The organism is Streptomyces sp. 2114.4 (genome assembly GCF_900187385.1).
Classification (GTDB): domain Bacteria; phylum Actinomycetota; class Actinomycetes; order Streptomycetales; family Streptomycetaceae; genus Streptomyces; species Streptomyces mooreae.
Genome location: NZ_FYEY01000001.1, coordinates 4,556,822 through 4,578,179, shown reverse-complemented (window position 1 = coordinate 4,578,179; position 21,358 = coordinate 4,556,822). Strand labels below are relative to the sequence as shown.

23 protein-coding genes are annotated in these 21,358 nt (G+C 72.8%); 5 read left to right on the top strand and 18 right to left on the bottom strand.

Translation table 11 applies throughout. The features are described from left to right. The first annotated feature begins 1 nt into the window (after position 1). Complete coding sequence (locus CFW40_RS38175) at positions 2 to 691, top strand: SCO3374 family protein (RefSeq protein ID WP_088799210.1); 690 nt, start codon at positions 2 to 4, stop codon at positions 689 to 691. Here CFW40_RS38175 and CFW40_RS20135 read toward each other — a convergent pair. From CFW40_RS20135 to CFW40_RS20090, 10 genes are all read right to left on the bottom strand, one after another. Continuing rightward, a complete protein-coding gene (locus CFW40_RS20135) occupies positions 622 to 960 on the bottom strand; it encodes an Lsr2 family protein (protein ID WP_088799209.1) in 339 nt (112 codons plus the stop codon). The genes CFW40_RS38175 and CFW40_RS20135 overlap by 70 nt on opposite strands. Before the next feature lie 156 nt (positions 961 to 1,116). Further along, a complete protein-coding gene (locus CFW40_RS20130) occupies positions 1,117 to 1,635 on the bottom strand; it encodes an amino-acid N-acetyltransferase (RefSeq protein ID WP_088799208.1) in 519 nt (172 codons plus the stop codon). Positions 1,636 to 1,644: 9 nt separating this feature from the next. Then, complete coding sequence (locus CFW40_RS20125) at positions 1,645 to 2,139, bottom strand: BlaI/MecI/CopY family transcriptional regulator (RefSeq protein ID WP_371127324.1); 495 nt, start codon at positions 2,137 to 2,139, stop codon at positions 1,645 to 1,647. Positions 2,140 to 2,310: 171 nt separating this feature from the next. After that, positions 2,311 to 2,490 (bottom strand): hypothetical protein, encoded by a 180-nt coding sequence (locus CFW40_RS20120; RefSeq protein ID WP_088799206.1) that lies wholly within the window; start codon positions 2,488 to 2,490, stop codon positions 2,311 to 2,313. A 45-nt stretch (positions 2,491 to 2,535) separates the two neighbouring features. Further along, the gene (locus tag CFW40_RS20115; protein WP_088799205.1) at positions 2,536 to 3,159 is read right to left on the bottom strand and encodes a hypothetical protein; all 624 of its coding nucleotides are present in this window, start codon (positions 3,157 to 3,159) and stop codon (positions 2,536 to 2,538) included. A 213-nt stretch (positions 3,160 to 3,372) separates the two neighbouring features. After that, positions 3,373 to 4,170, bottom strand: a complete 798-nt coding sequence (locus CFW40_RS20110) for a type III pantothenate kinase (protein ID WP_030081646.1) — start codon at positions 4,168 to 4,170, stop codon at positions 3,373 to 3,375. A 109-nt stretch (positions 4,171 to 4,279) separates the two neighbouring features. Next, positions 4,280 to 5,374, bottom strand: a complete 1,095-nt coding sequence (gene nadC / locus CFW40_RS20105; protein ID WP_088799204.1) for a carboxylating nicotinate-nucleotide diphosphorylase — start codon at positions 5,372 to 5,374, stop codon at positions 4,280 to 4,282. A gap of 65 nt (positions 5,375 to 5,439) precedes the next feature. Then, positions 5,440 to 7,242, bottom strand: a complete 1,803-nt coding sequence (locus CFW40_RS20100) for an L-aspartate oxidase (RefSeq protein WP_256331370.1) — start codon at positions 7,240 to 7,242, stop codon at positions 5,440 to 5,442. Beyond that, positions 7,239 to 8,537: a pantoate--beta-alanine ligase gene (gene panC, locus CFW40_RS20095; protein WP_256331371.1), complete on the bottom strand. Its 1,299-nt coding sequence runs from the start codon at positions 8,535 to 8,537 to the stop codon at positions 7,239 to 7,241. Before panC ends, CFW40_RS20100 begins: the two co-directional genes overlap by 4 nt. Continuing rightward, the gene (locus CFW40_RS20090) at positions 8,534 to 9,475 is read right to left on the bottom strand and encodes a Rossmann-like and DUF2520 domain-containing protein (RefSeq protein WP_088799203.1); all 942 of its coding nucleotides are present in this window, start codon (positions 9,473 to 9,475) and stop codon (positions 8,534 to 8,536) included. The genes panC and CFW40_RS20090 overlap by 4 nt, the downstream gene beginning before the upstream one ends. Positions 9,476 to 9,918: 443 nt before the next feature. On the opposite strand from CFW40_RS20090, the gene CFW40_RS20085 reads away from it, so the two are divergent. Further along, entirely contained in the window at positions 9,919 to 11,019 is a 1,101-nt protein-coding gene (locus CFW40_RS20085) for a low specificity L-threonine aldolase (protein ID WP_088802233.1), read from the top strand. Here the strand turns inward: CFW40_RS20085 and CFW40_RS20080 are convergent. Further along, a complete protein-coding gene (locus CFW40_RS20080) occupies positions 10,979 to 11,233 on the bottom strand; it encodes a hypothetical protein (protein ID WP_143034550.1) in 255 nt (84 codons plus the stop codon). The genes CFW40_RS20085 and CFW40_RS20080 overlap by 41 nt on opposite strands. Positions 11,234 to 11,333: 100 nt before the next feature. Here CFW40_RS20080 and CFW40_RS20075 point away from each other — a divergent pair, with 100 nt between their 5' ends. Beyond that, the gene (locus CFW40_RS20075; protein ID WP_088799201.1) at positions 11,334 to 12,443 is read left to right on the top strand and encodes a DUF5937 family protein; all 1,110 of its coding nucleotides are present in this window, start codon (positions 11,334 to 11,336) and stop codon (positions 12,441 to 12,443) included. 110 nt (positions 12,444 to 12,553) lie between these two features. Here the strand turns inward: CFW40_RS20075 and CFW40_RS20070 are convergent, their stop codons facing one another. Next, on the bottom strand, positions 12,554 to 13,237 hold the full coding sequence (locus CFW40_RS20070) for a response regulator transcription factor (RefSeq protein ID WP_088799200.1): 684 nt from the start codon (positions 13,235 to 13,237) through the stop codon (positions 12,554 to 12,556). A gap of 121 nt (positions 13,238 to 13,358) precedes the next feature. Continuing rightward, positions 13,359 to 14,561, bottom strand: coding sequence for a sensor histidine kinase (locus tag CFW40_RS20065; RefSeq protein WP_088802232.1), 1,203 nt, complete (start codon positions 14,559 to 14,561; stop codon positions 13,359 to 13,361). Positions 14,562 to 14,734: 173 nt separating this feature from the next. Between CFW40_RS20065 and CFW40_RS20060 the strand changes: the two genes are divergently transcribed. Together CFW40_RS20060 and CFW40_RS20055 are read left to right on the top strand one after the other, a co-directional pair. Beyond that, a complete protein-coding gene (locus tag CFW40_RS20060; protein WP_088799199.1) occupies positions 14,735 to 15,781 on the top strand; it encodes an SAM-dependent methyltransferase in 1,047 nt (348 codons plus the stop codon). 44 nt (positions 15,782 to 15,825) lie between these two features. Then, entirely contained in the window at positions 15,826 to 16,968 is a 1,143-nt protein-coding gene (locus CFW40_RS20055) for an NADH-quinone oxidoreductase subunit D (protein ID WP_088799198.1), read from the top strand. Between the two features lie 111 nt (positions 16,969 to 17,079). On the opposite strand, the gene CFW40_RS20050 is transcribed toward CFW40_RS20055, so the two are convergent. From CFW40_RS20050 to CFW40_RS20030, 5 genes are all read right to left on the bottom strand, one after another. Further along, positions 17,080 to 18,402 (bottom strand): hypothetical protein, encoded by a 1,323-nt coding sequence (locus CFW40_RS20050; RefSeq protein WP_256331372.1) that lies wholly within the window; start codon positions 18,400 to 18,402, stop codon positions 17,080 to 17,082. A 445-nt stretch (positions 18,403 to 18,847) separates the two neighbouring features. Beyond that, positions 18,848 to 19,339 (bottom strand): DUF3180 domain-containing protein, encoded by a 492-nt coding sequence (locus CFW40_RS20045; RefSeq protein WP_088799196.1) that lies wholly within the window; start codon positions 19,337 to 19,339, stop codon positions 18,848 to 18,850. Between the two features lie 122 nt (positions 19,340 to 19,461). Beyond that, positions 19,462 to 20,109 carry a 2-amino-4-hydroxy-6-hydroxymethyldihydropteridine diphosphokinase gene (gene folK / locus CFW40_RS20040; protein ID WP_256331373.1) on the bottom strand — a complete coding sequence of 216 codons (648 nt, stop codon included), beginning with the start codon at positions 20,107 to 20,109 and terminating at the stop codon, positions 19,462 to 19,464. Continuing rightward, positions 20,106 to 20,465, bottom strand: a complete 360-nt coding sequence (gene folB, locus CFW40_RS20035) for a dihydroneopterin aldolase (RefSeq protein ID WP_088799195.1) — start codon at positions 20,463 to 20,465, stop codon at positions 20,106 to 20,108. The genes folK and folB overlap by 4 nt, the downstream gene beginning before the upstream one ends. Before the next feature lie 418 nt (positions 20,466 to 20,883). Next, the gene (locus tag CFW40_RS20030; RefSeq protein ID WP_088802230.1) at positions 20,884 to 21,357 is read right to left on the bottom strand and encodes a nuclear transport factor 2 family protein; all 474 of its coding nucleotides are present in this window, start codon (positions 21,355 to 21,357) and stop codon (positions 20,884 to 20,886) included. Position 21,358: the final 1 nt, after the last annotated feature.

The window sequence follows — 21,358 nt, the reverse complement described above, 5'->3', positions numbered from 1 at the left end:
CATGGCTCGCGTGCTTCCGCGCCCTCGCGCTCCCCTCGCCCCCCGCGCCTCGGTGCGCCGCCGGTACGAGGAGGAGCTGGGCTGGCCGACCACCGGCACGGAGCCGGTGGAACTGCTGACGGGGCTGCGCTTCGATGTTCTGGAGATGCCGGCCGATGCGGGAAGTGCGGTATTGCGGCGGCTGCCGCTCACCGGCCCCGTGGCGCTCCTGCGGGCCCGATGCGGCGGGAAACAACCGGGTGATCGGCCGAAATTGCTCATGCTCATCGCGGCCGGTGGCGCGGAAGAACTTCCGGGAATCCTGGAATGGCTGGAGTGGGGCACACTCGCAGCGGATCTCACGACCCGGGGGACCGGCGACCGGATGCCCGCGCCGGCGTTCCCGGGCGGCACGGCACCGTCATACGGATTTGGCTCCTGGGAGGCCGCGACTTGGGTGCGGCCTCCCCGGCCCGGGTACGAGGCGGAGAATTCCCTGCCCACCACGGGGTCGGGAGCAGGAATCGGGGACGTCGGGGACGCCCCCGACCTCGTACGGCTCGTGAGCGCGGCTGCGACCGAGTGCCACCGTGCCCGGTTGTGGCGTGCTCGTAATGCCCAATCGGACCGCGAGTGCGGCGATCAGCCGTTGGCCTTCTCGAATGCCTCGCGAATGTCGGCGGGGACGCGGCCACGGTCATTGACGTTGTAGCCGTTCTCCTTGGCCCAGGCGCGGATCTTCGCAGTGTCCTGGCCGCCGCCGGAAGCCGCCGCACGCGACTTGCCACGACCCGAAGAAGCGCGGCCACCGGTACGGCGACCCGCCTTCACGAAGTCGGCAAGCGAGTCGCGCAGCTTCTGCGCGTTGCTGTCGGAGAGGTCGATCTCGTAGGACTTGCCGTCGAGAGCGAACGTCACCGTCTCGTCCGCCTCGCCACCGTTGAGGTCATCGACAAGAAGAACCTGAACCTTCTGTGCCACCGGTTTCCCTTTCATCGAATGCGGATTACGACGGAAAGCAAACCGCTTTTCCGGGAAAAACACAAACCCTTGGGTAGGGTTCACTTGCCCGCAGACCGGGGAACGCATGCTTCCGTAGCCATGAGATAGGGGAGCGATTCGGACATAGAACACTCATCACAGGTGCAGAAGCATCCGACTGTTACCCAGGGTGTTGGGCTTCACTCGTTCGAGACCCAGGAACTCCGCAACGCCCTCGTCATAGGAACGCAGCAGCTCGCTGTAGACATCACCGTCTACCGGAGCTTCGCCGATCTCCACGAAGCCGTGCTTGGTGAAGAAGTCGACTTCGAAGGTGAGACAGAAAATGCGCCGCACTCCGAGCCAGCTCGCAGTGCGCAGCAGCTTGTCCAGCACTTGGTGGCCGACGCCCGATCCCTTCATCCTCGGGTCCACGGCCAGGGTGCGGACCTCCGCGAGGTCTTCCCACATGACGTGGAGCGCTCCGCAGCCCACGACCTCGGCGTCTTCGTCGCGCTCCGCCACCCAGAACTCCTGGATGTCCTCGTAAAGCGTGACGGTGGCTTTGTCGAGCAGGATCCCGTCGCGTGAGTAGGCGTCGATGAGGCGGCGTACGGCCGGTACATCGGCGGTCCTGGCACGGCGGACGGTGAGGCCTTTTGAATGCGGAGGCATGCCGGGACGCTATCGCCCGTTGCCGGTGGCACTCGCCCCGGGTTCATCCCCTTCGGCCGGTCCGGCTTCGCCGGCGCCTTCCGGTGCCGCTTGTGCTCCGGCTTCTTGCGCTCCGGCTTCTTCCGCGGGCGCGGTCCCTTCCGGCTGCGGTGTCTGTTGTGCCGTGCCTTCCGCCGGTGCGTCGACTTGCACCATCCGTACGGCATCCCGCAGGGCATGCCGCTGTTCCGGGGACATCATGCCGAAGAAGGCCACAAGAGCGGCCGCGGGGTTGTCACTGGCGGACCATGCTTCGTTCATCAGTGCGGCCGCGTAGGCGGCGCGAGTGGAGACCGCCTCATATCGATAGGCGCGGCCTTCGGCTTCGCGGCGCACCCAGCCCTTCTGGTGGAGGTTGTCCAATACGGTCATGACCGTGGTGTAGGCGATCGACCGTTCCTTCTGCAGATCTTCCAGGACTTCTCGAACGGTGACCGGGCGGTTCCACTCCCAGACCCGCGTCATGACCGCGTCTTCCAGATCTCCCAAGCGTCTCGGCACACAAGAACAATAGTGGGAGATGTCGCGAATGCCCGTTGATCTTGTTGCGTTTGGACCGGAAAAGGGGGCACGGCCCGGGAGAATCCCTCCCGGGCCGTGCGGTGTGTGCGGGCCGCCGAACGGGCGGCGGGCGGCTCAGGCGCCGTGCGCCGTGGGCTCCTGGCCGGCGGACTCGGCGCGGGCCAGCGCGGCGTCCGCGGCGGCGTCCTCCTTGGCCTTGTTCGCCCCGCCCTGGCTCTTGACGATCGTCACGATCAGGGCGGTGAAGGCCACGGCCATCACTACGGGCGGGAGCAGCGCTGCGACGTAATCCATGGCTTTCGGCCTCCTTTGGGGCGGGGAGTCCAGAGTACGCAGCCCTCAGGCGGTGCGGCTCTCGGGGGGCCGGGCGGGCCTGCGGCGGGGCGGGAACACTTCGCCCGGCGTGGGGATCGGCCGGTCCCGCCGCGGAGTCTTCGGCCGCGGCGACGGCGCGGGCTCCGGTTTGCGCTCCGGCTCGGGCTCCCGCTCGGGCTCCGGCTCCGGCTCCCGCCCGCCGCGCACTGCCGACCGGCCGCCCGGCAGTGCGCGGAGCCGGGTCCGCACGGACCGTTCGGCCAGTTGCTCGCAGTGCCGCAGGAGGGCGCCGCGGCGTTCGCGCTCGGCCGGGCCGGCGGGCCGTGCCCGCAGCGAGCGCAGGGCGGCGAGGTCGTCGGGACCGGGGACATGGCCGGCTGCCAGCGCCTCGGTCAGCTGCGCGAGGTAGCCGGCGGCCGAGCCGGGCAGGGCTTCGCGGTACCGGGCGAGGTCGGCGAGCAGGAAGGCACGCAGCCGGCCGCCTTCGCGGACCGCCTCGTCGACCGCCTCGGCCAGCCGGAGATATTCCTGGATGTCCTGTGACCACTCGGGGCCGAGGGCGCCGAGCGGAGCGGGGTGGGACGTCGTCTGCAGGGCATGGGCGAGGGCGCGACGGAGCACACGCAACTCATCGGCGCTGAACGCCATGCCGCCGCGGGTTCCGTTTGGCATTGGCATGTGGCGACTTTACGACCGTTTTCGACAAAAGCCGCTTAATTCGTGAACGGTGGCGCGGCAGCGAGCCGCACCACCGCGCACCCGGCGCCGGGAGGGGTTGCGCGGACCCGGCAGGCAGGTCCGCATCCGCGCCGGGCGCGTCCACGACCGGGCCGGGCGCACCCACGACCGGGCCGGCCGCGGCTACGACCGGGCGATGTTCCGCTCGTAGACCAGCCGCAGGCCGATGAGGGTGAGCCACGGCTCGTGCGCGTCGATCACCGACGACTCGCCGAGCACCATCGGCGCCAGCCCGCCGGTGGCGATCACGGTCACCTCGTCCGGGTCCTCCGCCAGCTCGCGCGCCATCCGCTGCACCACACCGTCGACCTGGCCCGTGAAGCCGTAGAGGATGCCGGACTGCATGGCCTCCACGGTGTTCTTGCCGATGACGCTGCGCGGCCGGGCGAGTTCGATCTTGCGGAGCTGGGCGCCCTTGACGCCCAGCGCGTCCACGGAGATCTCGATGCCCGGGGCGATCACGCCGCCGACGTACTCGCCGCGCGCGCTGACCGCGTCGAAGGTGGTGGCCGTGCCGAAGTCGACGACCACCGCCGGGCCGCCGTAGAGCTCGACGGCCGCCAGGGCGTTGATGATCCGGTCGGCGCCGACCTCCTTCGGGTTGTCCATCAGGATCGGCACGCCCGTCTTGACGCCCGGCTCCACCAGGACGGCGGGTACGTCGCCGTAGTAGCGGCGGGTCACCTCGCGCAGCTCGTGCAGCACGGAGGGGACCGTGGAGCAGATCGAGATGCCCTCGATGCCGTCACCCAGGTCGTCGCCGAGCAGCGGGTGCATGCCCATCAGGCCCTGGAGAAGGACGGCGAGCTCGTCAGCGGTGCGCCGGGCGTCGGTGGAGATCCGCCAGTGCTCGACGATCTCCTCGCCGTCGAAGAGGCCGAGGACCGTGTGGGTGTTGCCTACGTCGATGGTCAGGAGCATGCTCCGCACCGCCTCCGGTTCACGTCATGCACGAAGGGCTCGCCCGGGGTGGCGGGTGGGGCGACGGGTGGGCGGGTGTTTCCTACGTCGATGGTCAGGAGCATGGCCGTCAGCTGCTCTCACGCGCGTCGTCGTCCGCGTCCTTGCCACCCTGCCCGTCGTCCTCGCGCAGGTCGAGGCCGATGTCGAGGATCGGGGAGGAGTGCGTGAGCGCACCCACCGCGAGGTAGTCGACGCCGGTCTCGGCATAGGTGCGGGCGTTGCCCAGGGTCAGCCGGCCCGACGACTCCAGCATGGCGCGCCCGGCCACCAGCTCCACGGCCGCGCGGGTCTGCTCCGGGGTGAAGTTGTCCAGCAGGATCAGATCGGCGCCCTCGGCGAGGATCGGCGGGATCTGGTCGATCCGGTCGACCTCCACCTCGATCGGCACCCCGGGGAACTCGGCCCGTACGGCCGTGAACGCCGCGGCGACGCCGCCCGCCGCGACCACGTGGTTGTCCTTGATCAGCGCCGCGTCCGACAGGGACATCCGGTGGTTGACGCCGCCGCCGCAGCGCACCGCGAACTTCTCCAGGGCGCGCAGCCCCGGCGTCGTCTTACGGGTGTCGCGGACCTTGGTCTTCGTCCCGTCGAGCGCGTCGGCCCAGGCCCGGGTGGCGGTCGCGATGCCCGACAGGCGGCACAGGATGTTCAGCGCGCTGCGCTCGGCGGTGAGCAGGTCGCGGGTGCGGGTGGTGACGCTCAGCAGCGGGGTGCCGGCCGCGACCCGGTCGCCGTCCTCGACGTGCCGCTCGACCGCGAACTCGTCGGTGCACACGATGGACAGCACCGCCTCGGCGATCCGCAGCCCGGCGACCGTGCCGGCCTCACGGGCCGTGAAGTCGCCGGTGGCGACCGCGCCCTCGGGGACGGTGGCCACGGTCGTGACGTCCACGCCCTGGTCGAGGTCCTCCTCGACGGCGAGGTGCGCGATGTCCTCGACCTGTACGGGGTCGAGCCCGGCGGCCACCAGGAGGGCGGCCAGGTCGGGGTCGAGGCCGCAGGTCAGCGGGTCGAGCTCGTACGCGCCCTCGTCGCCGCCGCAGCCGCAGGCGTCACCGCAGCCGCCGGCCGAGGCGCCGCCGTTGGGCCCGCCGATCTGGAGGAGGGGGAGGTCGTCGCGGGTGCTGCTCACGGGCTGGGCTCCGTCTTCGTGGAAAGTCATCGGTGAGTCGGCGGGATCGGTGGATCGGCGGAATCAGTGGGATCGATGGTTCGGTGGATCGGTGGTCAGGAGGCCGTGGTCGGCGGGAAAGCGGCGGTCTCCGTCGTATGGAGGGTCAGCGCGCGGTCCGCGTCCAGGGTGATGCGGAAGTGCCGGCGCCAGGAGGCATCGTCCCGGTCCGGGTGGTCCTCGCGCCAATGGCAGCCGCGGGTCTCCGTACGGCGCTGTGCCGCGGCGACCAGCACCCGGGCGACGCACAGGAGGTTGGTGGCCTCCCAGGCCTCCACGCCGGGCTCGGGGGACTTGTGGGTGGTGCCGGCGCTCGCCTCCGTCGCCTCGCGGTGGAGGCGGTCCAGTTCGGCGGCGGCGTGGGCGAGGCTCCCGGCGCTGCGCAGCACGCCGGCGCCGGCGGTCATGATCCGCTGCACGGCGGTGCGGGTTTCGGGGGCGAGGAGCGGGAGGGTGGTGCGCGGCGCGGACGCCGGGGCGGGGTCCGCGGCGGGCGCCGGGGTGAGCGCCGGATCGGGGTGCGTGGCGGACGCCGGCGCGGGGCCTTCGGCGATGTCGGCGGCGATCCGCTCCGCGAAGACCAGGCCCTCCAGGAGGGAGTTGGAGGCGAGCCGGTTGGCGCCGTGGACGCCGGTGCAGGCGACCTCGCCGCAGGCGTAGAGACCCGGGACCGTGGTGCGTCCGCGCAGGTCGGTGCGTACGCCGCCGGAGGCGTAGTGGGCGGCCGGGGCGACCGGTATCGGCTCGGTGACCGGGTCGATGCCGTGGCTGCGGCAGGCGGCGAGGATGGTCGGGAAACGCGTCTCCCACATCTGCGCGCCGAAGTGCCGGCCGTCCAGATACATGTGCTCGACGCCCTGTTCGTGCGCCCGTCGCATGATCGCCTTGGCGACGATGTCGCGCGGCGCCAGCTCGGCGAGTTCATGCTGCCCGACCATGAAGCGGGTGCCGTCGGCGTCGACGAGGTGTGCGCCCTCGCCCCGTACGGCCTCGGAGATCAGCGGCTGCTGGCCTTCCGCGTCCGGCCCCAAATACAGGGGGGTGGGGTGGAATTGGACGAATTCCAGGTCGGAGACCTCCGCGCCGGCGCGCAGCGCCAGAGCCACCCCGTCACCGGTGGAGACCGCCGGGTTGGTGGTCGCGGAGAAGACCTGTCCCATGCCCCCGGTGGCGAGCACCACCGCCGGGGCGCGTACGGCGCCGACGCCGTCGTGCTGGCCCTCCCCCATGACGTGCAGGGTGACGCCGGACGTGTGGCCGTCGGCGTCCGTGAGCAGGTCGAGGACGAGTGCGTTCTCGATGGTGCGCAGCCCGGCGGCGCGGACCGCCCCGACGAGCGCGCGGGAGATCTCGGCCCCGGTGGCGTCACCGCCGGCGTGCGCGATACGGCGGCGGTGGTGGCCGCCTTCGCGGGTGAGCGCTATCTCGTCGCTGTCCGGCGCGGTGTCGAAGCGGGCGCCGGTGCGGATCAGCCGGTGGACGGCGTCCGGGCCCTCGGTGACCAGGGTCCGTACGGCCGCCTCGTCGCACAGTCCGGCGCCTGCCACGAGGGTGTCGGCCAGATGCTGCTCGGGGGTGTCGCCGTCGCCCAGAGCCGCCGCGATACCGCCCTGCGCCCAGCGCGTGGAGCCGTCGTCCAGGCGGGCCTTGGTGACGACGACGGTACGGCGGCCGGCCGCGGCACAGCGCAGCGCGGCGGTCAGCCCCGCCACTCCCGAGCCCACGACCACGACGTCCGCTTCGATGGACCAGCCGGGGGCGGGGGCCTTCAGGCGTATGCCGGTGCCTGATACGGGGCCGGGCCCTGCTCCGCTGTCGGGGCCGGTGCCAGTTCCGGTACCTGTTCCGGTGGCGGTCATCGGGTCGCTCCGAGGGGGCCTTGGGGGGTGGTGGGGGGTGCGGCGGGTGTAACGGGTGCGGCGGAAGTGGCCGCGTCCGTGGTGGCGCCGTCGTGCCTGGTGGCGTCACTACGGTGGGCGGCCGTTGCCTCCGGGCGTCCGGCTCCGAAGACGAGACGGATGTTGTCGATGAGCCGCGTGCTGCCGACCTTGGCGGCGACCGCGAGGATGGCCTCGCCCTCGTAGGCATCGGGGACCTCGGTGAAATCGGACGGGTCGACCAGAGCCAGGTAGTCCAGTGTGAGCGGCGGGTCGAGCCGGGCGGCGTCTTCCAGCACCGCGCGGGCCGCGGCTCGCGCCACGGAGGGGCCGTGCAGGGGGCCTGCGGCGGCGTAGGCGACGGCGTGCGCGTCGGCGGCTGCCCGGTCCTCGCCGAGGGCGGCAAGGGCGGCAGAACGGCGCTGGGCCGCGTGGCCCACGGAGGCGGCGCGGACCCGCAGCACCTCCTCGGCGGCGAGCCGGTCGCGGGCCGCGAACAGCGCCGCCGACAGCGCGAGCGCGGTGCTCCGCTCCGGGGCCGAGAGGTAGCGGTTGCGGCTGGAGAGGGCGAGGCCGTCCTCCTCGCGCACCGTGGGGACGCCGACGATCTCGACGGGGAAGTTGAGGTCGGCGGCCATCCGGGTGATGACCGCGAGCTGCTGGGCGTCCTTCTGGCCGTAGAAGGCGAGGTCCGGCGCGGTCAGGTGCAGCAGCTTGGCGACCACGGTCAGTACGCCGTCGAAGTGGCCCGGGCGGCTGGCGCCCTCCAGGAGGGTGCCCATGGGGCCCGCGGCGATCCGGACCTGCGGTTCTCCGCCGGGGTAGACCTCGTCGACGGACGGGGCGAAGACCGCGTCCGCGCCGGCCGCTGCGGCCAGCTCGACATCCGCGTCGAGGGTGCGCGGATAGCGGTCCAGGTCCTCCCCGGCGCCGAACTGCAGCGGGTTGACGAAGACCGTGACGACGACCTGGCCGCGGGGGCCGACCCGGCGACGGGCGGCGCGGATCAAGGTGGCGTGGCCCTCGTGCAGCGCGCCCATGGTCATGACGACGGCGCGCGCGCCGGCGCGGCGGGGCACGTCACGCAGGGCGGCGGCGGTGTGGACGAGGTGAACGGGGTGGCCTGCGTCCACGGGCGAGGCAGGGTGGCCGGCGTCGGCGGGCGAGGCGGAGTGGGCGGCGTCGGCGGGCGAGGCGGAGTGGGCGGCGTCGGCGGCGCGGGCCCGGCCCCCGTCCATGGGCTGCTCCGGATCCGGAATCTGCGGCGCGGCGGTCATCGGTCGCCTCCCTCGGGGCCGTGGTCGGGGGCGTCAGGGCCTTGGGCGAGCACATCGAGGAGGTCCGCGGCCAGTTCCGGCTTCAGCAGGCCGTGGTCCAGGGCCCGGTCCGCGGTCGTACGGGCCATGGCGACGTACCCGGCAACGCTCTGCGGCGCATGCCGGCGCAGCTCCGCGATATGGGCGGCCACCGTGCCGGCGTCCCCCCGGGCGACCGGGCCGGTCAGCGCCGCGTCACCGGAGCGCAGCGCATTGTCCAGGGCGGCGCCGAGCAGGGGTCCCAGCATCCGGTCCGGGGCCTGCACCCCCGCGTCGTGCAGCAGCTCCATCGACTGGGCCACCAGCGTGACCAGGTGGTTCGCGCCGATGGCGAGCGCCGCGTGGTAGAGCGGACGCGCCGATTCCGTGATCCACTCGGGCTCCCCGCCCATCTCGATCACCAGCGCCTCGGCGGCCATCCGCAGCTCGTCGGGCGAGGTCACCCCGAACGAGCAGCCGGCCAGCCGCTGGACGTCCACGGTGGTGCCGGTGAACGTCATGGCCGGATGCAGGGCGAGGGGCAGGGCGCCGGCGCGGGTGGCCGGGTCCAGCACCGCGGTTCCGTACCGGCCCGAGGTGTGCACCAGCAGCTGGCCGGGCCGTACGGCCCCGGTCTCGGCGAGGCCGCTCACCAGGTCGGCCAGGGCGTCGTCGGGGACGGTCAGCAGCACGAGGTCGGCGCGGGCCAGCACCTCGGCCGGGGTGACCAGCGGGACGTCGGGCAGCAGCTCGGCGGCGCGCCGTACGGAGGCGTCGGAGACGCCCGACACGGCAACCGGACGATGCCCTGCGAGCTGCAGCGCAGCGGCGAGGGCGGGCCCGACACGGCCCGCGCCGACGACTCCGACGGTCAGCCGGGCGGGGCGGTCCTGGGCCTCGGTGGGTGGCATTGCATTCACGCGGCGACGGCCTTCCGTTCCAGTCCGCGGGGGGTACCGGACGATTCCTCGCCATGCTACGCGAGTGTTTCCGGCGGCCTTCAGAGCTGTACGGAAGGTGAGACCGGGGTCTCTCACGAGGTTATCCACAGGGGTCGCGGCTTCGCGCGGCTCTGAGCGATGCTCGGTGCAGTGCTCGCGCGAAGGAGTGGCCAAGGCGTGGCGGAGGCATGGCCACGGGCGGCCGCGGGCCGGAAGAGAAACAGCAGCCAGGGGGGCGTATGGAACACACGAGGCACAAGAAGGAAGCGGGCGCGGGCGGCACGAGCGCGGACAGCGCAGGCTCAGGCATCACGAACCCAGGCACCTCAGTCCCAGGCGTCACGAGCGACGCTCCCGGCGAGGAGGAGACCGCAGCGGCCGGGCTCGCGCGGAGGCTGGCCGCCTTCCGCGGCGCGGAGCGGATGCTGACGGGAAACGCGTTCCTGGAGACGGTCCGCGAGCGGCTGGACCGCCTGGTGGCCGAAGCTCCGGCCGGCTACGACCTGGACAGCCGGCCCGATTTCTACGGCGACGAGGACAGCATCGTCGGCGAGCTGGAACGCCGGACCGCCGACGCCCTGGGTACCGAGGCCGCCGCCTTCTTCCCGAGCGGCACGATGGCCCAGCAGGTGGCGCTGCGCTGCTGGGCGGGGCGTACGGGCAACGCCACGGTCGCCGGACATCCTCTGTCGCATCTGGAGATGCATGAGCGCGACGCCTATGCGGTGGTCAGCGGGCTGCGCATGGTGCATCCGACGGACGCGCCGCGGCTGCCGGCCGCCGCGGAGGTGGCCAGTCTGGCGGAGCCCTTCGGGGCCCTTGCGCTCGAACTCCCGCTCCGCGATGCCGGATTCGTCCTGCCGTCGTGGGACGAGCTGACCGCGGTGGTGGCGGCGGCCCGGGAGCGGGATGCGGTGGTGCACTTCGACGGCGCGCGACTGTGGGAGTGCGGCCCGCACTTCGGCCGTACGCTCCCGGAGATCGCGGCCCTCGCGGACAGCGTGTATGTCTCCTTCTACAAGACGCTGGGCGGGATATCGGGCGCCGCGCTCGCGGGCAGCGAGGACTTCATCGAGGAGGCACGGACCTGGCGGCACCGGTACGGCGGCCGGCTCTTCCAGCAGTGGCCGGCCGCGCTGGCCGCCCTGACCGGCCTGGAGCGTGAGCTGCCGCGCCTGCCCCAGTACGTGGCCCAGGCAAAGGTCGTGGCCCGCGCGCTGGGCGAGGGCCTGGACGGGGCAGGTGTCCCGTGGTTCAGGGTGCACCCAAAGGTGCCGCACACCCATCAGTTCCAGGTATGGCTGCCGCACCCGCCCGCGCTGCTCGACGAGGCCGTCGTACGCCAGGCGGAGAAGACCGGGACGGCGCTGTTCCAGAGGTGGTTCGAGCCGGCCCCGGGCGGACCGCCCGGGGTGGCGCTGACCGAGGTGACCGTTGCCGCCTCCGCCCTGGGCTGGACGGCAGGTGAGGTGCGGGCGGCCGTCAGGGAGTTCGTGGGGTTCGTGGGCCGGGTCGGGGGGTGAGGCGGCGCAGCCAGGCCGTGAGGCCCGGCAGCCCGCCCCGCCGGACGCGTCCTCGAAGGCGGCTGCCGGGGGCCGTGACGACGGCCTGGAAGCGGCGCCACTGCTGGATCTCGCGCGCGGTGCGGGCGGTGTGGGTGTCCGGGGCGGGTGGGGCTGCTTCACCTCGCCGGGCGGCCCGGTAGGTGTCGAGGAGGTGCTGCTGAGCGGCGTTCATGTCCTTCACTGTGGGGCGGTTCCATAGCCGGTGGCCCGTCGATTGACGGGAGCCGTCAATCGACGTCCGTGCAGGTGGTGGCCTCGCGCATGATGGGCGCATGGCCAACGTCATCGACATCACCGGGCTGCCGCCGGAGCGCGTCGTCTTCTCCCCCTCGCCGCTGGCGGAGCTGGGCGCCGCGCTGCATGCGCTCTCCGAGCCGGGCCACCACCCCGGGCTGCACGGCTGGGTCACCGCCACCAACGCGGCGCTGAAGACCGACCTGGCCGACCGGCTGTGCGAGGCGGACTTCCTGTGGCGGTCCTCCCGTGCCGACATCCTGCTGCCGGCCCGTCCCGGGGCGACCCTGGCCGCGGAGCTGGACGAGCTGGACACGATCGACGACGAGCGGTTCGTGGCCGCCGCGTTCGAGATCACCTGCTCGGCGAGCTACACCTCCCGCACGCCCTCGCCCCTCGTCGATGCGGGCGAGCGGGCGCGGGTACGGGAGATGGCCGCCGCGCGCGGTCCGCGGCAGGCGGCCTTCACCGACCGGATGCTCACCGACCCCGACGGCCTGCGGGTATGGCTGCGCCGCCTGTTCGAGGACTGCGAGGAGGCGTTCTTCGGGGACATCTGGCGGCGGGTGGGCATCCAGCTGGCGGCGGATGCCCGGCACAAGACCGAACTGCTGCGCCACAAGGGCCTGGCCGAGACGCTGTCCGCGACGTCGAAGGCGCTGTCCCTGGAGAGTGCGCAGGACGGCAGCGGCGGTACCCGCATCCTGGTGGACAAGCTGGCCCGGGGGCGTACGACGGCCTTCGCCAGGCCCGAGGATCCGGGCGTCACCTTCCTGCCGACGTCGTTCGGCTGGCCGCATCTGGTGTTCGGCCACGCCCCGGGCTGGCGGCCCGTGCTCCAGTACCCGGTCGCCGACCGGGAGTTGCCGGCGCCGGCCGCGCTGGAACTCGTCCAGCAGCGGCTGGAGGCGCTGGCCCACCCGATGCGGATGCAACTGTGCCGGACGCTGTCACGGGGGCCGCATACGACGGGAGAGCTGGCGCACGCGTTCGGGATCACCTCGCCGGAGGTCTCGCGGCATATCGCCACCCTGAAGAAGGCCGGGCTGATCCAGACGCGGCGTCGCGGGCGTTATGTGCTGCACCAGCTGGACCTCCAGTTGGTGGCCCGGCTGGGCAGCGACTTCCTTGAAGGCGTGCTGCGTTGACGGCGGCCCGGCCGGCGGAGGGCAGCGCCCGCTGCGGCCCCTGCGACGCTCCCGCGCCGCACGCTCCCGCGCCGCACGCTCCCGCCACGCTTCCCCGCCGCGCGCTCCTGCTACGCCCCCGCTCCCCCCGCCCGCACCAGCCCCGTCTCATAGGCGAGTACCACCGCCTGGACCCGGTCCCGCAGGCCCAGCTTGGCGAGGATGCGGCCCACATGGGTTTTGACGGTGGCCTCCGAGAGCACCAGCCGTGCCGCGATCTCGCCGTTGGACAGGCCCTGGGCGACCAGCATCAGCACCTCCCGCTCGCGGTCCGTCAGCCGCTCCAGCTCGGGCCGGGCCGACTCGGCGGAGGTGGCGGGCAGCATGGGGGTGAAGCGGTCGAGGAGCCGGCGGGTGGTGGACGGGGCGACGACCGCGTCGCCGCTCTCCACCGCCCGGATCGCGGCGAGCAGATCACCGGGCGGAACGTCCTTGAGCATAAAGCCGCTGGCCCCGGCCTTCAGCGCGGAGAAGGCGTATTCGTCGAGGTCGAAGGTGGTCAGGATGAGGACCTTCGGAGCCTCCTCCTTCTGCCCGCCCTCGCAGATCCGGCGGGTGGCCTCCACGCCGTCCAGGTGCGGCATCCGTACGTCCATGAGGATCACGTCGACCTGGGTGGCGCGCAGCACCTCCAGGGCTTCCACGCCGTTTCCCGCCTCCGCGACGACCTCCATGTCGGGCTGTGCGGCCAGCACCATCCGGAAACCGGTGCGCAGCAGCACCTGGTCGTCGACGAGCATCACACGGATGGTCATGGGCAGGGGGTCCTTTCGTGCAGGAGTGGGGCAGAGCGTACGGGGTGAAGTGCGGCGGGCCGGATGCCCGGGTGAGCGTCGCCGGGCCGGCTGGCCGCGGCAACCGGCCCGGTCATCCCGCTCACCGCACCGGTTTGAGCGGCAGGACGGCGCTGACTCGGAAGCCGCCCCCCGGCCGCGGTCCGGCAGCCAGGGTGCCGCCGACCATGCCGACCCGCTCGCGCATCCCGATCAGGCCGTGGCCGAGGCCGTCCGCCCCGCCCTCTTCGTAGAGCTCGCGCTGTGCGCCCCGTCCGTCGTCCTCGATGAGCAGATCGAGATCGTCGTCCTGGTAGGAGAGGCGGACGGTCGCGCCGACGGAGGGGCCGCCGTGTTTGCGGGTGTTGGTGAGCGCTTCCTGGACGATGCGGTAGGCGGTGAGTTCGACGCTGCTGGGCAGCTCCCGCGGCTCGCCCTCGACCTGGAAGTCGACCGGCAGCCCCGCGCCGCGGACCTGCTCCATGAGATCGCTGAGCTGGTCCACGCCCGGCTGGGGGACGTATTCGCCGCTCTCGGGCTGTTCGCCGGTGCGCAGGACACCCAGCAGCCGGCGCATCTCGGCCAGCGCCTGGCGCCCGGTGCCGGAGATCGTCTCGAGGGCCTGCCGGGTCTGCTCGGGCGCGGCATCGAGGACGTATGCGGCGCCGTCGGCCTGGACGACCATCACCGAGACGTTGTGGGCGACGACATCGTGGAGTTCCCGGGCGATACGGGCGCGCTCGGCCGCGACCGCGATCCGGGACTGTGCCTCGCGCTCCTTCTCCAGCCGGGCGGCCTTCTCCTCCAGTTGCGCCCAGTAGGCGCGGCGGGTGCGCATGGAGTCGCCGAGCACCCAGGCCAGGACGAAGGGCACGGTGAACAGCACGGTGCCGAACAGCTTCTGTCCTATCGTCCGCCCGCCGAAGGCGTCATCGAAGCGAATGGTGGAGAGGGCGGGACCGACGAGTGCGCCGACGAGGGCGCAGCGGGAGGCCCAGCGGGGAACGGCGGGTGCCGACGCCACGGTGTAGGCGATCACGAACATCGCGAAGTCGCCGGGAAGGAACTGGACAGCGGTGATCAGTTGGCCGCCGCCGATGGCCGCCGTCAGCAGCAGCATTTTCACCGGGGCCTTGCGGCGCAGCGCGATGACGAGGCACAGGCCGGCCGAGAAGACCGCGCCGAAGATCTGCTGGCTACCGGACTCGGTCATTGCCGACAGGCCGCTGACCCCGAGCAGGAGGACGGCCCAGAAGGTGTCCACTCCCGTCGGGTGCCTGCGGAGGAAGTCATAGAGGCGCTGCACGTAACCCAGCGTAGGCACCACGCATACGTGTACGAGTCAACCGGAGGAGCGATCCTGCGCGCCGGGCCTACTCCCCAAGGTGGAGGCTCCATGCGCCGAATGTGTGGGAAGGGGGGACGGCCCGTGTACCACCCCGTCCGCGCGGGGCGCCGCCCGCCCGTACCGTGGGCCGGGTGACGAACGAGTGGTGCGGGTGGCGCGAGGCCACGGAACGGGCGCTGTACGGCCCCGGTGACGGCTTCTACACGCGCCCCGGGGGCCCCGGTCCGGCCGGCCATTTCCGTACCTCCGTGCACGCCTCCCCCCTGTACGCCGAAGCCGTCGCCACCCTCCTGTGCCGGGTGGACACCGCGCTGGGCCGTCCGGACGAGCTGGCGCTGGTCGATGTGGGCGCGGGGCGCGGCGAGCTGCTGACCGGTGTGCTGGCCGCGCTGCCCGACGAGGTGGCCGCGCGGCTGCGCCCGTGCGCGGTCGAGCGCGCCGCGCGCCCCCGGGGCCTCGATCCGCGGATCGCCTGGCGCAGCGAGCTGCCGGCCCCGGGCTCGGTCACCGGCCTGCTGTTCGCGAACGAATGGCTCGACAATGTGCCGGTGGATGTCGTCGAGACGGACGCGGACGGGGTGCCGCGCCGGGTTCTCGTACGCGCCGACGGCACGGAGCGGCTGGGCGATCCTGTGGACGGCGCGGACGCACAGTGGCTGGGCCGGTGGTGGGCGCTCCCGCCCGCGGGCGGCGCCGGGAGCGCCCCGGATGCCGCCTCCCCGGGGCTGCGTGCCGAGATCGGCCGGCCCCGGGACGAGGCCTGGGCGCAGGCCGTCCGTACGCTGCGCGCCGGGCTCGCGGTCGCCGTCGACTATGCGCACGAGCGGGACGACCGGCCGCTCTTCGGCACGCTCACCGGCTTCCGCGACGGCCGCGAAGTGGCGCCCGTACCGGACGGGAGCTGCGACATCACGGCGCATGTGGCGCTGGACGCCTGCGCCGGCCCGTCGGCGCAGCGGCTCACCCAGCGCGCGGCGCTGCGCGCCCTGGGGGTGGACGGCCGCCGTCCGCCGCTGGCCATGGCCGCCACCGACCCCGCCGGCTACGTACGGGCCCTGAGCGCGGCCGGGGACGCGGCGGAGCTGACCGATCCGGCGGGCCTCGGCGGCTTCGGCTGGCTCCTGGAGCCGGTGGGCGGGGCGTGCGCGGGCCTGCTCGGGCCGGCGGACGCCGCCTGAGGGCCAGGGCGGCTCCCGCGCCGGGGTGCTGCAAGACTGTTCCCATGACGGAGACGACGGTCGGCATCGGCGGCGCGGCGGAGAGCACCGACATGGTGCTGAACATCGGCCCGCAGCATCCCTCGACGCACGGCGTGCTGCGGCTGCGCCTCGTCCTGGACGGCGAGCGCATCCAGCACGCCGAGCCGGTGATCGGCTATATGCACCGCGGCGCCGAAAAGCTCTTCGAGGCACGCGACTACCGCCAGATCATCATGCTCGCCAACCGGCACGACTGGCTGTCGGCGTTCTCCAACGAGCTGGGCGTGGTGCTGGCCGTCGAGCGGATGCTCGGCATGGAGGTGCCGGAGCGCGCCGTATGGCTGCGGACGCTGCTCGCCGAGCTGAACCGGGTGCTGAACCACCTGATGTTCCTGGGCTCGTACCCCCTGGAGCTCGGCGGGATCACCCCCGTCTTCCACGCCTTCCGCGAGCGGGAAGAGCTCCAGTCCGTGATGGAGGAGATCTCCGGCGGCCGGATGCACTACATGTTCAACCGCGTCGGCGGCCTCAAGGAGGACCTGCCGGCGGGCTGGCTCGGCCGGGCGCGGCACGCCGTCGCCGAGGTGCGCTCCCGGATGGACGTCTTCGACAACCTGGTCCTGGGCAACGAGATCTTCCGCGGCCGGACCCGCGGGGTCGGGGTGCTCGCGCCGGAGACGGTGCACGGCTACGGCGTCTCCGGGCCGATCGCGCGGGCGTCCGGTGTGGACTTCGACCTGCGGCGCGACGAGCCGTATCTGGCGTACGGGGAGCTGCAGTCCACGCTCAAGGTGGTCACCCGCGAGGAGGGCGACTGCCTGGCCCGCTTCGAATGCCTGCTGGAGCAGAGCCACAACGCGCTCGATCTCGCCGATGCCTGCATGGACCGGATCGCACAGCTGCCGCCCGGGCCGGTCAATCAGCGGCTGCCGAAGGTGCTGAAGGCCCCCGAGGGCGCGACGTACGCCTGGACCGAGAACCCCCTCGGCATCAACGGCTACTACCTCGTCTCCAAGGGCGACAAGACCCCCTACCGCCTCAAGCTGCGCTCGGCGTCGTTCAACAACATCCAGGCGCTGGTGGAGCTGCTGCCGGGCACGCTGGTCGCCGACATGGTCGCCATTCTCGGCTCGTTCTTCTTCGTCGTCGGGGACATCGACAAGTAGCCGGGACGGTCGCCTGGCCGCCCTGCTCGTCACGGCCGCCTCGGCCTGCCGAAAGCCGCCCGGCCCCGGAGCCGGTGAACGCTCCGGGGCCGGGCGGCCGTCAGCGCGGGGTCAGGAGATGGCGCTGCGCAGGGCGCCGAACTCGAACTGCTCGGTCTCGTCGTGCGCGGTCAGGTCGATGACTTCGCCGGTGCCCGCGGTCGTGGCGCCGTCGGTCCGCTCGTCCGGGCGCTCGCCGTCCGCCTGCTGCTCGTCGCGGGGCTGCCCCTCGCGGGCGTTCCCGTCACGGGAGTGTTCGCCGTCCGCCGCGTCGTCCGCCGTGGACGGCTGCGGACGCGCGTCCGTGCGGGCCGCGCGGGCCGTACGCGCCCGTGCACGGGCCGACTGTTCGGCAAGCGCCTCGTCGCCGACGACATCCGCCAGGTCGTCCTCCAGCGGCCTGTTCAGCTCCCGGGAGCCGGCAGCGGTCGCGTTGCCGAAGAAGTCGAAGCCGCCCTGTGCGCGGGAGGTGGCGGGGCGGGGCGGGGCGAGGGCGGTGGCGGTGGCCGGGACCGGGCGGAGCGCGGGTCCGGAGGCGGCGGCCGTACGGGCTGGTGCGTCGCCCGTGCGCTGTGCGGTGGCCGCCGACGGGTTCCCCCGGCCGTTCTCACCGTCCTGGCCCTCCCCGGCATCGCGGGCCGCGGGCGGCCCGGACGGGGTGGTCCCTTCGGCCCCGGAACCGGCGCCGTCCCGTGCCAGGCGTGCGGCCTTCTGGGCGGTGCGCTGCCGGGCGGCGTTGCGGGCCAGCTGACGCAGGGCCCGGTCGGCCTGGGCGAAGGTCGCGGTGGCCCGGGCCGGGGATGCGGCCGGAGCCTGGCCGTCGCCGTTCGCGGTGGGGTCGCGCCGGACCGGGACCGAAGCCGTCGAGGACTTCCCTGCGCGGACGAAGTCGAGCGCGCGGGGCAGAGCGGCGGCGGCCGGCAGCGCCTTGGCCGGGGCGGCGGCCTCGATGGCGAGCAGCCGGCGGCCCTCCAGGGCGCTGGCCCGCTCGGTCTCGGCGGTGGCGTAACGGCGCAGCAGGGCGGCGTGTTCGCTGCGCAGCCGGGCCAACTCGGCGCGCTTGGCACGGAGTTTGGCTTCCATGGCGGCGCGGCGCTCGCGGGATTCCTCCAGATCCGTTTCGAGCTCGGCTATCCGCTCCTCGGTGCGCCACTCGTCGCGCACCCGGGCGCGGTCCAGTTCGGCGACCCGTCGGCCGGCCGCACGGTCCCAGGTCCGCAGAAGGACGGCGCCGGTGAGGGCGGCGGCCGCCGCGCCCGCGGCGAGCACCCGTTGCACCAGATCGTCGCCGGTAAACCACGCGCCCGCGGCGCAGGCTATCGACGCACCGGCGACCGTCGCGGGAGGAAGCAGCCGGTGGAGGGGTGGTGATTGGCGGTGGCGTCCTCGTGGCATGGCCAGAAACTTACCGTGCGTGCGGGATCTATGGGGCCTCACACACCAATCCGTTTCCCGCTGGTTACTTCGTGACCAGTCCCCCGGACTCCGCACAAGCCCGTGCGACATCCGCGGGGTTGAGCCGTTCGGCATCGACGGTGCGATTCGAGGTGATCGGGAAGAAACACCCGCCGGAGGCGACGGGCTTCGCCTTGGTGCCGTTCTTCTTCGCCTCGGGGAATTCGGCGAGGGGTGGAGGCGCATTCCGGACGACATCGATTCGGACCTTCTCCAGGGCCGGTTCATACCGCGATGGCCGTCATCGCCACCCTTCAGGCCGTGGTGACCCGTGGCCCGGCCGCCAACGCGGGCAGCGCGAGCGGGAGTCCACCTCATACAGCTGCCGCGCCGGGCCGTACGCCATTCCCTGGGGCCTCAAGCCACCCCGCCGACCGCCCCGGCCTCACACCGACACGTCGGCCCCGCCGTTCCCGTTGCCGTCGTCCTCCGGGAGCTTGCACACCCGCTCCAGGAAGATCGCCGCGGCGACCACCGCCACCCCGGCGGCCACCGACAGACCCGCGTAGATCGCCTGGTCCCGGCGCGCCACGGCATCAAGGCCGGTGGTCAGCAAAAACACGCCGACGCCGCCGTACAGCCCCGCGACCAGCGACGCCACCAGCGCGCTCGCCTGGCCGAAGACCACCGCACGGGCGGCCACCAGCGGATCGACGCCCTTGGCGCCCGGCCGGCGCTCGCGCTGTGCCCGCAGCCGCGCCCGGAGCGCGAGCGCGGTGGCGGCGAGCACCGCGGCGATCAGTGCCAGCACGATCGGCGCGGCCACCGGAACGCTGGGGAGGGTGCCGAGGGAGTCCCACAGCCGGGCGCCTCCCCATGCCAGCACCCCGGCCGCCAGAAACAGCCCGACCAGCACCTTGATGTGTAGCTGCTTCACCGAGCGATCGCCCCTCGCGCCGTCATGACCATCCCTGCACGGCGACCATTCTTGCCGTTATGGCCGCCTTGTCCGTCCCGTACGCATGCATCCCGCAGGGAACCGACCCGCAACCCTAACGGCTACTCCGGCAGTCGCAGTTCCAGGTCCGCCCGCGGCGCCACCCCGTCGCGGCCGACGGCCGACAGCAGCGCGGCCACCGCACCGTGCCCCGGAACCTCCGCCTCCGGGTCGATGTCGTGCCAGGGCGCCAGCACGAACGCCCGCTCATGGGCGCGCGGGTGCGGCAGCGTCAGCCGCGGGTCGTCGGAGAGCACATCCTGGTACGCCACGATGTCGACGTCGATCGTGCGCGGACCCCACTGCTCGTCGCGGACCCGCTCGAAGGCCTCCTCGATGGCGTGCCCGCGCTCCAGGAGGGAGGCCGGCGGCAGCGTCGTCTTGATCAGCACCACGGCGTTGAAGTACGTCGGCTGGGAACCCGGGGCCACACCCCACGGCTCGGTCTCGTAGACCGGGGAGACCGCCTTGACCCGCAGACCGGGGGTGTCCTCCAGCGCGTCGACGGCGCCCTGCAGCGTCTCCAGGCGGTTGCCGAGGTTGCTGCCGAGCGAGATCACCGCGCGTTTGGGGTTGGAGAGCGTCACATCCGCGGCGTCCACCTGCTCCACGACGGAGGCGGGCACCGGCTGTACGGTCGGGTCACCGGGCTGGGGGCGCCGCACGGCGCTGCCCTCAGTGGTGGTGGTCGGCTGACGGGCGGAATTCATACTCGGCTCCGAGTGATGGTGATGGTCACGTCATCGAAGGGGACGGTGATGGGCGCGTCCGGCTTGTGCACCACCACCTCCACCTCCTGCACGCCCTCGTGCTTGAGGCACTGGCCGGCGATGCGCTCCGCCAGGGTCTCGATGAGGTCAACGGGCTCGCCCTGCACGACGGCCACCACCTCTTCGGCCACAACGCCGTAGTGCACGGTCTTCGCGAGATCGTCGGCGGCCGCTGCCGGGCGGGTGTCCAGGCCGAGCACCAGGTCGACGATGAAGGTCTGCCCTTCCTCGCGCTCCCGGGGAAACACCCCGTGGTGGCCCCGGGCCTTCAGCCCACGCAGCGCGACACGATCCACGCGAATCACTCCCACTGGTCCACGGGCACCTCTGGCGCCACTGTTCGTCGGATTCCGGGCAGCCGCCGGAGCGATCCGGCAACACTGCCCCGGCGTCGAATCTACCTTCGAGGAACGACACTCCTCGCCTACGGGGGCTATGGACAAGACCCCGTCCTGCTGCTAGAGGCCGCCCTTCGGGACCGCATCCGGCAAACCGGGAGATCGTCCGCGCGGCCTCTTACCCCCCTGCCCACGCCCCACCCCTACCCGTGCCGCACTTGGCTCGAACGGGTGCGCCCTCGCCCGGATGGCTGACCCCCGCCACTGACGACGGAGCAGGCGGCGCCCCGGACGCAAGGGCGGGCGGCATGGCGAGGCTCACACCCCGGTCCGCGCCCCGGTCGCGCCCCGGGGCGTACCGCGCCGGGCAGCGGGCTCAGAGGGCGTCCTCGTCGCCGTCGCCCCCGGCCTCGTCGTCCTCGTCCTCCTCGTCACGGTCCGCCAGCACCGGCGAGCCGTGGTGCGACCACACCCGCCAGCCGTCCTCCGTACGCCGGAAGACATTGGTCGCCACGACCAGCTGGCCGATCAGCGGCCCCACCGAGCCGTCGTCCTCCGCGGGCCCGCCGCTGAGGATGTTCTCGGTGCAGGTCACCAGCGCGGTGTCACCGACGACATCGATCTCCACATCGGTGAGGAAGAACTGGATGTACTCGGTGTTCGCCATGATCAGGGCGTACGAGCGCAGCACCTCGCCGCGCCCCCGCAGCACCGGCCACCCGGGGTGGACCACACTCACCTGTCCGTCCAGCCACAGTTCGGACAGCGCCTCGTGATCGCCGCGCTCGATGGTCTCGTACAGCGTGGTGTTCGCCTGCTCGACCAGCTCGATGTCCGTCCGTGGGCCCAAG

Coding starts and splice junctions, on each gene's coding strand:
- CFW40_RS20125 (WP_371127324.1), bottom strand. CDS start 2,139: ATGACGCGGGTCTGGGAGTGGAACCGCCCGGTCACCGTTCGAGAAGTC.
- folK (WP_256331373.1), bottom strand. CDS start 20,109: ATGAATTCCGCCCGTCAGCCGACCACCACCACTGAGGGCAGCGCCGTG.
- CFW40_RS20120 (WP_088799206.1), bottom strand. CDS start 2,490: ATGGATTACGTCGCAGCGCTGCTCCCGCCCGTAGTGATGGCCGTGGCC.
- CFW40_RS20100 (WP_256331370.1), bottom strand. CDS start 7,242: ATGACCGCCACCGGAACAGGTACCGGAACTGGCACCGGCCCCGACAGC.
- CFW40_RS20110 (WP_030081646.1), bottom strand. CDS start 4,170: ATGCTCCTGACCATCGACGTAGGCAACACCCACACGGTCCTCGGCCTC.
- CFW40_RS20050 (WP_256331372.1), bottom strand. CDS start 18,402: ATGCCACGAGGACGCCACCGCCAATCACCACCCCTCCACCGGCTGCTT.
- nadC (WP_088799204.1), bottom strand. CDS start 5,374: ATGACTTTCCACGAAGACGGAGCCCAGCCCGTGAGCAGCACCCGCGAC.
- CFW40_RS20080 (WP_143034550.1), bottom strand. CDS start 11,233: ATGAACGCCGCTCAGCAGCACCTCCTCGACACCTACCGGGCCGCCCGG.
- CFW40_RS20070 (WP_088799200.1), bottom strand. CDS start 13,237: ATGACCATCCGTGTGATGCTCGTCGACGACCAGGTGCTGCTGCGCACC.
- CFW40_RS20085 (WP_088802233.1), top strand. CDS start 9,919: ATGCTGACGGGAAACGCGTTCCTGGAGACGGTCCGCGAGCGGCTGGAC.
- CFW40_RS38175 (WP_088799210.1), top strand. CDS start 2: ATGGCTCGCGTGCTTCCGCGCCCTCGCGCTCCCCTCGCCCCCCGCGCC.
- CFW40_RS20115 (WP_088799205.1), bottom strand. CDS start 3,159: ATGGCGTTCAGCGCCGATGAGTTGCGTGTGCTCCGTCGCGCCCTCGCC.
- CFW40_RS20130 (WP_088799208.1), bottom strand. CDS start 1,635: ATGCCTCCGCATTCAAAAGGCCTCACCGTCCGCCGTGCCAGGACCGCC.
- CFW40_RS20055 (WP_088799198.1), top strand. CDS start 15,826: ATGACGGAGACGACGGTCGGCATCGGCGGCGCGGCGGAGAGCACCGAC.
- panC (WP_256331371.1), bottom strand. CDS start 8,537: ATGACCGCCGCGCCGCAGATTCCGGATCCGGAGCAGCCCATGGACGGG.
- CFW40_RS20075 (WP_088799201.1), top strand. CDS start 11,334: ATGGCCAACGTCATCGACATCACCGGGCTGCCGCCGGAGCGCGTCGTC.